The sequence below is a fragment of the Aeromonas sp. A600620 genome (assembly GCF_029479985.1).
In the GTDB taxonomy this organism is placed as follows: Bacteria; Pseudomonadota; Gammaproteobacteria; order Enterobacterales; family Aeromonadaceae; genus Aeromonas; species Aeromonas veronii_A.
In genome coordinates this window covers 99,204-112,287 of sequence record NZ_JAAKXB010000002.1, presented here as the reverse complement: position 1 = coordinate 112,287, position 13,084 = coordinate 99,204, and the positions used below count along the sequence as shown (strand labels likewise).

The window sequence follows — 13,084 nt, the reverse complement described above, 5'->3', positions numbered from 1 at the left end:
TGGCATCACTGTTTGCTATCTTACACAGCCTGGCGTTCATTATTTTGCACACCACTTATCGTGCGATACCCTGTTCATCTGGTTAAACTGCGCTACACAGCCCAATTTCTAGCATGCGACACACCAACAATTCAAATATATTTAACACTTGAAAAACATTTGCGCTCAATTTATGGTCTCTCTGTGCTTATTATTTTATACGGCAGCAGTACAGGATGAGCCGCATCATCGCCACCTTGCTGCCAGGTTTCATCATCGAGGCTTGCCATGTCCGCTACCAGTTCCAATCAAAGCTTGATCAAATCCCGTGCCTATATAGCTGGTCACTGGTGCGAGGCCGCCAGCGGCCGCACCTTCGAGGTGACCAATCCTGCCAGCGGGGCCGTCATTACCCAGGTGCCCGACATGGATGCCGAGGATACCCGCCGCGCCATCGCGGCCGCCCACGCGGCGCAACCCGCCTGGGCTGCGCTGACCGCCAAGGAGCGCAGCAACAAGCTCTACGCCTGGTTTGCCGCCATCACAACCCATAGCGACGAGCTGGCGCGCATCATGACCTGCGAGCAGGGCAAGCCGCTGGCAGAAGCCAAGGGCGAGGTGGCCTATGGCGCCAGCTTTATCCAGTGGTTCGCCGAGGAGGGCAAGCGCGCCTATGGCCGCACCATCCCGGGTTTTAGCGGCGATCGCCGGCTGGCCACCATCAAGCAGCCGGTCGGGGTAGTCGCCGCCATCACTCCGTGGAACTTCCCCATTGCCATGATCACCCGCAAGGCGGGCCCTGCGCTGGCAGCGGGTTGCACCATCGTCATCAAACCCGCCGCAGAAACGCCGCTCTGCGCGCTGGCGCTGGCGGTGTTGGCCGAGCAGGCGGGCATCCCCGCCGGTGTCATCAATATCGTCACCAGCCATCAGGCGAGCGCTGTGGGCAACGAGCTGTGCAGCAATCCGGTGGTGCGCAAGCTCTCCTTCACCGGCTCCACCCGCATCGGCAAGCTGCTGATGCGCCAGTGCGCCGACACCATGAAGAAGCTGTCGCTGGAGCTGGGCGGTAACGCCCCCTTTATCGTCTTTGACGACGCCGACCTCGACGCCGCCGTGGCCGGGGCACTCGCCTCCAAATACCGCAACGCCGGGCAAACCTGCGTCTGCGCCAACCGCATTCTGGTGCAGGCCAGTATCTATGACGCCTTCGCCGAGAAGCTGACCGCTGCCGTCAGAGCCTTCAAGGTGGGAGATGGCATGGCGGAAGGCACCCAGATCGGCCCGCTCATCAACCCCGCCGCCGCCAGCAAGGTAGCCGAGTTGGTGCAGCAATCAGTCGCCGCCGGTGCCGAAGTACTGCTGGGGGGCGAAGCCCACCCCGCCGGCCCCCTCTTCTACCAACCCACCATTTTGGGCAAGGTGGATAAAACCAACCCCATCCTGCAGGAGGAGATCTTCGGCCCGGTCGCCCCGCTGGTGCGCTTCGAGACGGAAGCCGAAGCCATCGCGCTGGCTAACGATACCCCTTATGGGCTCGCCGCCTACTTCTATGGCCGCGATATCGCCCGTGTCTGGCGCGTCGCCGAGCAGCTTGAATACGGCATGGTCGGCATCAACGAGGGGATCATTTCAACTGAGCTGGCTCCCTTCGGCGGCATCAAGGAGTCAGGTCTGGGCCGGGAAGGGGCCGCCGAGGGGCTGGAGGAGTATCTGGAGACCAAATATCTCTGCTTTGGCGCCATTCGCTAGGGCAGTAAAACAGAGACGACAGGCCGCCGATCTGGCCCGATGGGCTGTTCGGCGGTAATGGGCGCCAGATCGCCCACCACATTTTCAGGGAATATCCGGGGCTGCGGCCCCTCAGGGAGGAAAGATGAGTCAGTCAGAATCAAACAAGGCGTGGCAAGCACGCCGCGAAGCGGCCGTGGTCAACGGCGTCGGCACCCTGCTGCCGGTCTTTATCGACCGTGCGCAAAATGCCGAGCTGTGGGATGTGGAGGGCAACCGCTACATCGACTTTGCCTCCGGCATCGCCGTGCTCAACACCGGCCACAACCACCCGAAGGTGGTGGCGGCGGTGCGCGAGCAGCTGGAAAAATTCAGCCACACCTGCTTTCAGGTCACCCCTTACCCGGGCTATATCGAGCTTGCCGAAAAGCTCAACGCCCTGGTGCCCGGCCCGACCCCGAAACGCACCCTGTTTCTCTCCACCGGTGCCGAGGCAGTCGAGAACGCCATCAAGATCGCCCGCGCCCATACCGGTCGCAGCGGCACCATCGCTTTCAAGGGGGGCTTTCACGGCCGCACCATGATGGGGATGGCGCTCACCGGCAAGGTGGTCCCCTACAAGAGCGGCTTTGGCCCCTTCCCGGGTGAGGTCTACCACATCCCCTTCCCCGCCGATTATCTCGGGGTAAGTGAAGAGGATGCCCTGCACGCCCTCGATCTCTGCTTCAGCGCCGACATCGAACCCTCCCGCGTTGCCGCCATCATCATCGAGCCGGTACAGGGAGAAGGGGGCTTCTATCCTGCCTCCGCGAGCTTTATGCAAAAGCTGCGCAGCATCTGCGATCAGCACGGCATTCTGCTCATCTGTGACGAGATCCAGAGCGGCTTCTGCCGCACCGGCAAGACCTTCGCCACCGAGTATGCCGGCATCGAGCCGGACATCATGACCCTGGCCAAGAGTCTGGCGGGGGGCTTCCCGCTCTCTGCAGTAGTCGGCAAGGCAGAGATCATGAATGCCGCCAAGCCGGGGGGCCTGGGTGGCACCTATGCCGGTTCCCCCATTGCCTGCGCCGCCGCGCTGGCGGTGTTGCAGGTGATCGAAGAGGAGCAGCTCAACCAGAAGGCCCAGGCGCAAGGTGAGCAGATCAAGGCGGGACTGGAACGCATAGCCGAGCGTTTTGACTGCATAGGTCAAATTCGTGGACCCGGAGCCATGGTGGCCATGGAGCTGGTGAAACGGCGTGATGCCAGTCAGCCCGATCCCGACCTTACCAAGCGACTGGTGGCCGAGGCGGGCAAACGGGGTCTGGTCCTGCTCTCATGCGGGGTGCGCGCAAATGTCATCCGATTTCTCGCCCCCCTGACCGCCCCTGCGGCAGTGATTGACGAGGGGCTGCAACTCCTTGAAAAATCACTGGAGGCCGTGCTGGCCTGACCAGCAGGAAAGTGACCACTTACCTGTGCAAATAAATGCAATTTTGCCCCCTTTTTTTCTTGTCAAGGGGGCCCTGCAAATGCACAATGCGCCGCCACTGAAAGAACCGATGTAAAACAATGGCATCGGTTCTTTTTTAGACAGTGAACACACCCATAAACGAGGCCGGATCACCCCCGGAAAAGATAGCGAGATTGGCAGCAGTCTCCCGACACCAAGTCTAGTGAGGAACAACATGGGGCATCTCAATGCTTTCCAACCGGCCATGGCCGGTGTGCGCCGCCCTGGCGCCCTTGATTCCCGGGCCTCTCTCCCGGTTTCGTTGATGGAGTGTGCCGCCCTGGCACCGCGTGAGGAACAGGCATGATGAACGCCCAACCGGTTGGTCTGAAAAAGACCCTGAAACTGTGGCAGGTCGTGGTCATGGGTCTTGCCTACCTCACTCCCATGGCGGTATTCGATACCTTCGGCATCGTCACCGAAATTACCGAAGGCCATGTGCCGACCGCCTACCTCTTTGCCCTCATCGGCATGTTGTTCACAGCCCTGAGCTACGGCCATCTGGTACGCAAGTTCCCGTCGGCAGGCTCCGCCTATACCTATGCCCAGAAGGTGTTTCACCCCTATGTCGGCTTTATGGTGGGCTGGACCTCCCTGCTCGACTATATGTTCATGCCGATGATCAACATGCTGCTGGCCAAGATCTATCTGCAGGCTCTCTTCCCCGAGGTGGAGCCCTGGACCTATATTTTTGGTCTGGCGGCGGTGATGACCGCCCTTAACCTGCGCGGTATCAAGCTGGTGGCCAACTTCAACAGCCTGATCGTCATCATGCAGTTCAGTATTATCGCCGTCTTCATCGGCCTGATCGCCTGGGGCGTCCACAACGGTGAAGGGTTGGGGACCGTGGCCAGCAGCCGTCCCTTCTTCTCCGAGCAGATCAACATCTCGCCGTTGTTGATGGGTGCCTCCATCCTCTGTCTGTCGTTCCTCGGCTTTGATGCCATCAGCACCCTGTCGGAAGAGACACCGGACGCGGATCGGGTGATCCCCCGCGCCATCGTGCTGACGGCGCTGATCGGCGGTGTGCTGTTTGTCAGCACGTCCTACTTCCTGCAGCTCTACTTCCCGGACATCTCCCGCTTCAAGCAACCGGATGCAGTCCTGCCGGAGATCGCTCTCTATGTCGGTGGCAAACTGTTCCAGGCGGTGGTACTGGTCTGCACTACGGTGGCGGTGCTGGCCTCGGGACTCGCCTCTCACGCCGGGGTGTCGCGCCTGCTTTATGTAATGGGTCGTGATCGCGCTCTGCCGAGTCGCTTCTTCTCCTATGTGCATCCGAAGTGGCAGACCCCGGCATGCAATGTGCTGCTGGTCGGTCTGCTGGCCCTCTCCGCGGTATCGTTCGATCTCGAGATGGCACTGGCACTGATCAACTTTGGCGCCCTGGTGGCCTTCACCTTCGTCAATCTGGCGGTGATTGCCCACTTCTATGTGAAGCTGGGCCGCAACAAGTGTCTCAAGGATCACCTGATGTACCTGCTGCTGCCGCTCTGTGGCGCCGCCTGCATCGGGGTGTTGTGGCTCAATCTGGAACCCGCCTCCTTCGAGCTGGGGCTGATCTGGGCGGCGCTGGGTGCCATCTACCTGTTCCTGCGCCTCACCGTGTTCCGCATCCCGCTACAACCTGCTGACAAGGTGGAGATCGCCCAGTAATCGCGGCTCAACCATACCGCCATACAAAACAAGGAGCCTGCGGGCTCCTTGTTGTTTTTGCGGCGAGCTGGTTGCCAGAAACGCGGTTTCTGCAGGAAGTGTGACTGATTTCAAATAACTACCCAGCCGGACCGCTCGCCGTGCCATGGCCCGAGCCGCGTCGCCTCCTATCATTAGTCACTAATGTGAATGGATATGCAATCACTCTTTTTCCATTTCACCCCCTCCCATCCCCCGCCAGCCGATAAGATCGCTGGACTCGAGCCCGGGGGAACGCCGGCAAATATGATCAGGATCAATGTTGAGGCGCTATGCACCCTGCAGCCCCAATTTGCCGACTTTTCATACGTTACGACAGGGTTCTCTTCCCCCCCGAAAAGGGGGGAGCGGCTCGGGGACGGCTGCCGGGGGCGAGTGACCACTTACCCGCCCCCTGCGTATGCAAAAAAATGCGTTTATCCGCCCTTTTTTGCTTGTCAAGGGGGCTGACCGAATGCACAATACGCCGCCAATAAAGGACCGATGTTCACTGCGACATCGGTTTTTCTATTTTGAAGTGCAGTACAAACCCACCACAAGAGGCCGGAACATTTCCGGAAGTGATATCCGAGATTGCCAAACAATCTCCCGACGTTGAGAGGATAACAATGGGGCGTTTTAATGCTTTCCTGCCGGTACAGCCCGGTATGCGCCTCCCCGGCGCCCTTGATGTACAGGCTTGCGAATCCATCGTATCCCTGCGCTCGTTGCAAGCACGTGCTGCGGCACTGATTGAGGAGAAAGCGTAATGGCATCGCAAAACGCCAAGCTGCTCAAGACCCTTACCCTGACACAAGTGATTGTGATGGGTCTGGCCTATCTAACCCCCATGGCTGTCTTCGACACCTTCGCCATCGTCGGTGACATCACCGATGGCCGGGTCGCCACCGCCTATCTGCTGGCTCTGGGTGGCATCCTGCTCACCGCTTTCAGCTACGGTCATCTGGTACGCAAGTTCCCCTCTGCGGGCTCTGCCTATACCTATGCCCAGAAGGTGTTCAACCCCTACGTCGGTTTCATGGTCGGCTGGTCATCCCTGCTCGACTACATGTTCATGCCGATGATCAACATTCTGCTGGCCAAGATCTACCTGACCGCCATGTTCCCGGGCGTCGAGCCCTGGGTGTTCATCTTCGGTCTGGTGACCGTGATGACCTTCCTGAACCTGCGCGGCATCAATCTGGTGGCCAACTTCAACGGTCTGATCGTGGTGATCCAGCTGGCCATCATCACCCTCTTTATCGGCCTGATGGCGTGGGGCATCTACCACGGTGAAGGGGCTGGCACCCTGATGAGCAGCCGTCCGTTCCACTTCGAGTCAGCACAGCTGGTGCCGCTCTTCACCGGTGCCACCATCCTCTGCTTCTCGTTCCTTGGCTTTGACGGTCTGAGCTCCCTCTCCGAAGAGACCCCGAATGCCGGCAAGGTGATCCCCAAGGCGATCGTGCTGACGGCCCTTATCGGCGGCATCATCTTCGTGGTGGTCTCTTACTGCCTGCAGCTCTACTTCCCGAGCCTCGCCCGCTTCCAGCATCCGGATGCGGTACTGCCGGAGATCGCCCTCTACGTTGGCGGCACCTTCTTCCAGTCCGTGGTGCTGGTCTGCACCACGGTCGCGGTACTGGCCTCCGGCATGGCGGCTCACGCCGGCGTGTCGCGCATCCTCTACGTGATGGGGCGTGACCGCATGATCCCGGAGCGGGTGTTTGGCTACATCCACCCGAAATACCGCACTCCGGCCATCAACGTGCTGATGGTGGGCGGTCTGGCCCTCTCCGCCGTGTCGTTTGATCTGGATACCGCACTGGCGCTGGTCAACTTCGGCGCACTGGTGGCGTTCAGCTTCGTCAACCTGTCGGTGATCGGTCAGTTCTGGGTGCGCGAGAAGCGCAACAAGACCCTCAAGGATCACGTCATCTACCTGTTGATGCCGCTGCTCGGCGCCGCCACCATAGGTGCTCTGTGGATCAACCTGGAGCAGAGCTCGCTGGAGCTGGGCCTGATCTGGGCGGGCCTCGGCGCAACCTATCTGTTCCTGCGTCTGGCGGTGTTCCGCATCCCGTTCCGCCAGTACGAAGAGGCGGCTGACGCCTGATCCTTTGCGGATAATGGATAGACAGAAGGGGAGCCATGGCTCCCCTTCTTGCTGCCGGTCTGTGGCCGGTCACACGGGCTTGGGCCCGGTCTGCTTACTGCTTATCCAGTACGGCGGTCGCCGCAGCCTTGAGCGGATCGCGAGCGATGCTCTTGGCATCCTGCTCCGCCTTGTGCAGCTGCTGGTTTGCCTTGTCCATCTTCTGCTGCATACCGTTGCCGCTCTCCTTGAGGTCGGCACGCTTCTCGCCCAGCAGGTCGGTGCGGCCTTTTTGCACCTCAGCTTTCACCTTCTCTTTCTCCTGCTTCACCAGCTTGCTGGTATCACAGTTGCCCTTGACTCCCAGAGTGGCATTCACCGCTTCGTTTTTGAGGGCCTTGTCGAGGTTGCAGTCGGTTTTCAACAGGCTGGCCTGTGCCCCTGCCGAGAGCAGCCCCAGCGACAGAGAGAGGATCCATGCACGCATCATCTTGTTTACTCCTGCTTGCCAATAAAGGGGCGCAGTGTAGCGATCACATTCCGGCTGACAAGGCGGCAGTGCTTTCGTCCCCCCTTTTGCCACCCCAGAGCCAACTGGCTCGGTCAGCGCCTGTCGCCGCAGTTCGTCGTCATAAAAACATCATCGAAATGTCACGTTGTCATATTTCTGTCATTAACCATTGATTAAATGCGCGGGTCATCAACAACCCAAGACGGAACGACCGTCTCAAGAGGCTTTATGCAACACCATCACTCCTTGTCACAGCCGCCCGCGACCCGCGCCCTGTTCAACTGGATGAGTGTCATCGTACTGGTCTACCTGATCCTGGTTGCCGTGGGCGCCATCTCCCACGGCTTCAAAGATTTCTCCGGCGGCGCCGAGGGCGCAGCCCAGATCTTCGCCTTTGCCAACAACCCCTTTGTCGCCCTGCTGCTGGGTATTCTCGCTACCGCGCTGGTGCAATCCTCCAGCACCGTCACCTCGGTGATCGTCGGTCTGGTGGCTGGCGGCCTGCCCATCAGCATGGCCATCCCCATGGTGATGGGTGCCAACCTCGGCACCACCATCACCAACACCATTGTCTCCATGGGCCATGTGCGGGATCGCGCCGAGTTCCGCCGCGCCTTCGCCGCCGCCACCGTGCACGACTTCTTCAATCTGCTGGCGGTGTTCATCTTCCTGCCGCTGGAGCTGATGTTCGGTCTGCTGCAACACAGCGCCGAGTGGCTGGCCAACCTGCTGGTAGGCTCCGCCAATATGTCGATGAAGGGCATGGATTTCATGAAGCCGCTGACCGCACCGGCCCAGCAGCTGATTGACAGCGCCGTTGCCTTCCTGCCGGGCAAGGGTGCCGCCATCGCCACTATCGTCATCGGTATCCTGCTGATCCTCGCCTGCGTCACTTATCTGGGCAAAGTGCTGCAACAGGTACTGGTTGGCCGTGCCAAAGAGGTGCTGCACAAGGCGCTGGGCCGTGGCCCGCTGACCGGCATTACCTCCGGTGCGCTGGTGACCATCATGGTGCAATCTTCCTCCACCACCACCAGCCTGATGATCCCGCTGGCCGGCGGCGGCGTGTTCAGCACCCGTCAGCTCTACCCCTTCACCCTGGGGGCCAATATCGGGACCACCATCACCGCCCTGCTGGCTGCCACCGCCATCAGTGGAGCCGGTGCCCAGCTGGCCCTGACCATCGCGCTGGTCCACGTGCTATTCAACCTCTTTGCCGTGGTCATCATCTATGGCATCCCCTTCCTGCGTGACCTGCCGGTACGCGCCGCCGAGGGGCTGGCCCGGGTCGGCAGCGAGAACAAACTGCTGGCTCTGGGTTATGTAACAGGTCTCTTCTTCGCCCTGCCCGCCCTGATGATGGTGGCCGCCAAGTAAGCGTCACAACAATGACAAGGGGCGAGTCAGCGACTCGCCCCTTTTTGCGTCCAGCTCGCCGGGCTTTGCCTGCCCGCTCACATCCTCCCGCCCTGTGGCTCGCCATCAGGGGCGGTGCGCGATAAGATGGCGTCCTCATTGCACTTTTTACATTTCATGGAACAGGAAAAACCGATGAAATTCATACTGATCGCGCTGCTCATCGCCGGTGTGGCCTACTACTTCTACTCCAGCAGCAACAACAAGAAGCTGGCGGCCGACAACGTGCGGATTGGCGCCGAGTTCCTCGCCAGCAACAAGGACAAACCGCTGGTGACCACCACCGCCTCCGGCCTGCAGTACGAAGTGCTGACCCCCGGCACCGGCACCGTTCACCCCACCGCCACCAGCAAGGTGAAGGTGCACTACGAGGGCAAACTGCTGGACGGCACCGTCTTTGATAGCTCGGTCGCCCGTGGCGAGCCCACCGAGTTTGGCCTCAATCAGGTGATCGCTGGCTGGACCGAAGGGGTGCAGCTGATGGTGGAAGGTGAGAAGACCCGTTTCTACATCCCCGCCAACCTCGCCTACGGCGACCGCGCCGCAGGCAAAATCCCCCCGGGATCAGTCCTGATCTTTGACGTGGAGCTGTTGGGTATCCAGTAAGCGCACCATCAGCAACAAGGCCAGCATTATGCTGGCCTTGTTGCTATGGGAACCTCATTCCCCCTTGGCGATCCCTTCCCGGCGCGGATCCGCTGCGCCAAACCAGCCGCCAGCGTTTCGCTCAACCCCCTGCAGGCCGGAAGTTTGTTCATTTAGCACCACCTCGTGTCCCCTCTCCTTCAATCCCTCGACCACCGACATGGGGGTGCGTCCCGCTTCCAGCTCGGTGGGGCCGTTGCGGCTGCCAAAGTTGGGCAGGTTGATGGCCTGTTGCAGGTTCAGGCCCCAATCCTGAGTACCGAGCAGGGTCTTGCCCACATAGTTGATGATGGCGGAGCCCCCCGGCGAGCCCAGCGTCATGGTCAGCTCGCCGCTTGGCTTGTCAAACACCAGCAGCGGTGACATGGAGGAGCGGGGCCGCTTGCCCGGCTCCACCCGGTTTGCCACCGGCAGACCGGCGGCATCCACCGAGGTGAAGGAGAAATCGGTGAGCTGGTTGTTGAGCAGGTAGCCGTTGACCATCTGACGCGATCCGAAACCATCCTCGATGGAGCTGGTCATGGAGATGGCCATCCCCGCCTTGTCGACGATCGAGACATGGCTGGTAGAGGGGAGTTCCGGGGTCGCATCCTTGCCGCGCGCCAGCGCCAGTGGCGGCGTACCGGGCTTGGCAATCCCCATGGAGTGCTGACCGACAAGCTTGCCGCGCTCGGCCAGATAGCCCTTGTCCAACAACCCCTGCACCGGCACGCTGACAAAATCGCTGTCGGCGACGTACTGGTTGCGATCGGCGAAGGCCAGACGCGCCGCTTCGCTGTAGAGGTGGATAGCCTCGCTGGAGGCAGCCAGTCCCCCCTCCTTCGTGGTGATCGGCTTGAGGGCCGCCATATCACGGCTCTCCAGCATGCCGAAAATCTGGCCGAGCGCCAGAGTGCCGGACGAGGGAGTGGGGAAACCGCAGATCTTGCTCTGGCGATAGTCAAAGCAGAGGCCATCCCGCAGTTTGGCCTGATAGCTGGCCAGATCGGTGGCCGCCAGTACCCCGGGATTGGTGGGATGCTGGCGAACCTTGGCCACCATGGCATCCGCCAGCGGCCCCTGATAGAAGGCATCCACCCCCTCAGTGGCCAGAGTGTGCAACACCCTGGCCAACGCCGGGTTGGTCAGCCGGGTGCCCGCCGTTTTGGGGCTGCCATCCGCCTGATAGAAATAGGCTCGCGCCTGCGGATCCCGTGCCAGATAGGGATCCTTGGCCAGCAATGTGGCCAGCCGTGGACTTATCACAAATCCTTGTTCTGCCAGCGTGATGGCGGGCTCGAACAGCGCAGCCCAGGGCAACTTGCCATAACGCTGATGGGCCAGTGCCAGAGCGCGCAGGGTGCCGGGAACGCCGACCGAGCGGCCCCCCACCACCCCGTCATAAAACGCCAGCGACTTGCCATCTTGCATAAACAGCTGGTCGGTGGCGGCAGCCGGCGCCATCTCGCGGCCATCCACCGCACTCACCTTGCGGCCATCCCACACCAGCAGCAGCGTCCCGCCACCGATCCCGGAAGATTGCGGCTCCACCAGCGTCAACACCAACTGCACCGCAATGGCGGCATCGACAGCACTGCCACCGGCCTTGATGATCTGGTAGCCCGCATCCACCGCCAGCGGGTTGGCGGCCGCCACCATGAAATCATGGCCCTGCCAGCCCTGTTTGTCGGTCCAGCCACTGGCGGCTTCGGGTGCGATCAGGGTCTGGGCTGGCGGGGTGTAGTGAAAGCCGTTGTCACTGGCACAACCGGCCAGCAGGGCAAGGGCGACAGCCAGCCCCAGAGGTTTGCGCAACATGACACTCTCCTTGTCTGTTTTATGACCATGAAGAGGGACTATGTCACGATTGGCGCTGACAGCTCAAGTTATTGAACCAGATCAATATCTTACTCATCTATCAATAATGGCAATCCGCAATAGATATAAAAAAACCGCCCGAAGGCGGTTTTTACGATGGAATGGCAGAGGCCAAACAGGCGCAAGTCCGGTTAGATGGACTGCTCTTCGCCACCCAGGGCAGCAAACAGCGCCGGGATAAACTGGGACAGCTCGGCGGTGACCAGCGCGAAGTCCGCATCCAGACGGGCGGCCGGATCTTCGCTGGTGACATCGTCGTTCTGCTCGCGCAGCTCTTCGCTGAATTTCAGGCGTTTGATGGAGAGATCATCCCCCAGCACGAAGCTGACGGTCTCGCCCCAGTTGAGGGCCAGCTTGGTCACCAGCTTGTCGTTGGCCAGGTGGTTCTTGATTTCATCCGTCATCAGATCCTGCTGCTTGCAGCGGATGATGCCGCCGTGCTCCATGGCACTGCGCAGCTCGGCTTCGTCTTCCAGAGTGAAGGAGGCTGGCAGATTGCCCTCGTTCAGCCACTCGGTCATGGTGATCTCGGGCGGGTTCTTGAGGGCCACCGGCACCACCGGCAGGGAGCCGATGGATTTGCGCAGCAGCGCCAGCAGATCGTCCGCCTTCTTGGCAGAACCTGCATCCACCACCATTAAATTGTCGGCCGGATTGATCCAGGCGAAGGTCTGGCTGGTACGACTGAAGGCACGGGGCAGCAGGGTGTGGAGGATCTCCTCTTTCAGCGCCTCCTTCTCTTTCTTCTTGAGGGCGCGTCCCTGTTCGAACTCGATCGCTTCTACCTTCTCGGCCAGCATCTCCTTGACCACGGTGCCGGGCAGCATCTTCTCCTCTTTGCGGGCGCAGATGAGGATGTGGCCGGAGGCAGAGTGGGTCAGGGTTGAGCCGAATTTGCCAAGGGGCTTGACCCACCCGAAACGGGAGATGTCCTGACTGCCGCAAGGGGTGAAGGCACAGGCTTCCAGCTGGGTTTCCAGCTGATCCACGGTCAGGTCAAAGGGGCGGGTAAAGCGATAAATCTGCAGGTTTTTAAACCACATGGCGTCCTCGGTCTCTAGATTGTCCGGCGGGCATTGTACTAGAGAGGCGCTTTGTGATCAGCCAATCATTCTCGCTAAATAAAGGGCGATCGACCTCACAGGGTCTCATTTATATCACCTGAACGGCCGTCAAGTTCCCCTAGACTGCGAGTGTACAAGTTGTTACCAAGGATGGATTTATGTTGCGGCCCAGTCGCCCGGAAGATATGGAAGAGATCGTCGAAATCTGGCTGCTGGCCTCCCTGCAGGCCCACGATTTCGTCGATGCCTCCTGCTGGTGGCAGGCCCAGGAGGATCTGCGTACCCGCTATCTCGATCGTGCCGCCATCTGGGTGTTTGAGGAGCGCGGCGATCTGCTCGGCTTTATGGCGCTGGTGGACAACTATCTCGCCGCCCTCTTTGTGCGTCCCGACCGTCAGGGTCGCGGTGTCGGCCACGCCCTGCTGCAGGAGGCCAAGCGTCAGGGGGCGTCGCTCTACGCCCGGGTCTTCGTCGAGAACGATCAGGCGGTACGTTTCTATCGTCGCCACGGTTTCGTCATCAAGGGTGAAGAGTCCGATCCCCTCACCGGTCACCCCCAGTACAAGATGTGCTGCGAACCCGCATGAACTGATGACAGACCGCTGTTTTACTTGAAA

General features: G+C 60.6%; 11 protein-coding genes. 8 read left to right on the top strand and 3 right to left on the bottom strand.

What is annotated here, in order from left to right:
* Positions 1–267 precede the first annotated feature (267 nt).
* From G5533_RS03225 to G5533_RS03205, 5 genes are all read left to right on the top strand, one after another.
* Positions 268–1,731: an NAD-dependent succinate-semialdehyde dehydrogenase gene (locus G5533_RS03225; protein WP_216953177.1), complete on the top strand. Its 1,464-nt coding sequence runs from the start codon at positions 268–270 to the stop codon at positions 1,729–1,731.
* A gap of 124 nt (positions 1,732–1,855) precedes the next feature.
* Positions 1,856–3,145, top strand: coding sequence for a 4-aminobutyrate--2-oxoglutarate transaminase (gene gabT / locus G5533_RS03220; RefSeq protein ID WP_441254468.1), 1,290 nt, complete (start codon positions 1,856–1,858; stop codon positions 3,143–3,145).
* Positions 3,146–3,511: 366 nt separating this feature from the next.
* Positions 3,512–4,861 (top strand): APC family permease, encoded by a 1,350-nt coding sequence (locus G5533_RS03215; RefSeq protein ID WP_227343014.1) that lies wholly within the window; start codon positions 3,512–3,514, stop codon positions 4,859–4,861.
* A 647-nt stretch (positions 4,862–5,508) separates the two neighbouring features.
* Positions 5,509–5,649 (top strand): hypothetical protein, encoded by a 141-nt coding sequence (locus tag G5533_RS03210; RefSeq protein WP_005338239.1) that lies wholly within the window; start codon positions 5,509–5,511, stop codon positions 5,647–5,649.
* Positions 5,649–6,995 carry an APC family permease gene (locus G5533_RS03205; protein WP_021230506.1) on the top strand — a complete coding sequence of 449 codons (1,347 nt, stop codon included), beginning with the start codon at positions 5,649–5,651 and terminating at the stop codon, positions 6,993–6,995. The genes G5533_RS03210 and G5533_RS03205 overlap by 1 nt, the downstream gene beginning before the upstream one ends.
* A gap of 94 nt (positions 6,996–7,089) precedes the next feature.
* Here the strand turns inward: G5533_RS03205 and G5533_RS03200 are convergent, their stop codons facing one another.
* Positions 7,090–7,464 carry a hypothetical protein gene (locus G5533_RS03200; RefSeq protein ID WP_421171738.1) on the bottom strand — a complete coding sequence of 125 codons (375 nt, stop codon included), beginning with the start codon at positions 7,462–7,464 and terminating at the stop codon, positions 7,090–7,092.
* 249 nt (positions 7,465–7,713) lie between these two features.
* Between G5533_RS03200 and G5533_RS03195 the strand changes: the two genes are divergently transcribed.
* Entirely contained in the window at positions 7,714–8,862 is a 1,149-nt protein-coding gene (locus G5533_RS03195; protein WP_005359054.1) for a sodium:phosphate symporter, read from the top strand.
* A gap of 174 nt (positions 8,863–9,036) precedes the next feature.
* Positions 9,037–9,507, top strand: a complete 471-nt coding sequence (locus G5533_RS03190) for an FKBP-type peptidyl-prolyl cis-trans isomerase (RefSeq protein ID WP_421275637.1) — start codon at positions 9,037–9,039, stop codon at positions 9,505–9,507.
* 54 nt (positions 9,508–9,561) lie between these two features.
* Here the strand turns inward: G5533_RS03190 and ggt are convergent, their stop codons facing one another.
* Positions 9,562–11,343 (bottom strand): gamma-glutamyltransferase, encoded by a 1,782-nt coding sequence (gene ggt, locus G5533_RS03185; protein ID WP_441254467.1) that lies wholly within the window; start codon positions 11,341–11,343, stop codon positions 9,562–9,564.
* 191 nt (positions 11,344–11,534) lie between these two features.
* A complete protein-coding gene (gene rdgC / locus G5533_RS03180) occupies positions 11,535–12,446 on the bottom strand; it encodes a recombination-associated protein RdgC (protein WP_005347467.1) in 912 nt (303 codons plus the stop codon).
* Between the two features lie 179 nt (positions 12,447–12,625).
* On the opposite strand from rdgC, the gene G5533_RS03175 reads away from it, so the two are divergent.
* Positions 12,626–13,054, top strand: coding sequence for a GNAT family N-acetyltransferase (locus tag G5533_RS03175; RefSeq protein ID WP_216978334.1), 429 nt, complete (start codon positions 12,626–12,628; stop codon positions 13,052–13,054).
* Positions 13,055–13,084: the final 30 nt, after the last annotated feature.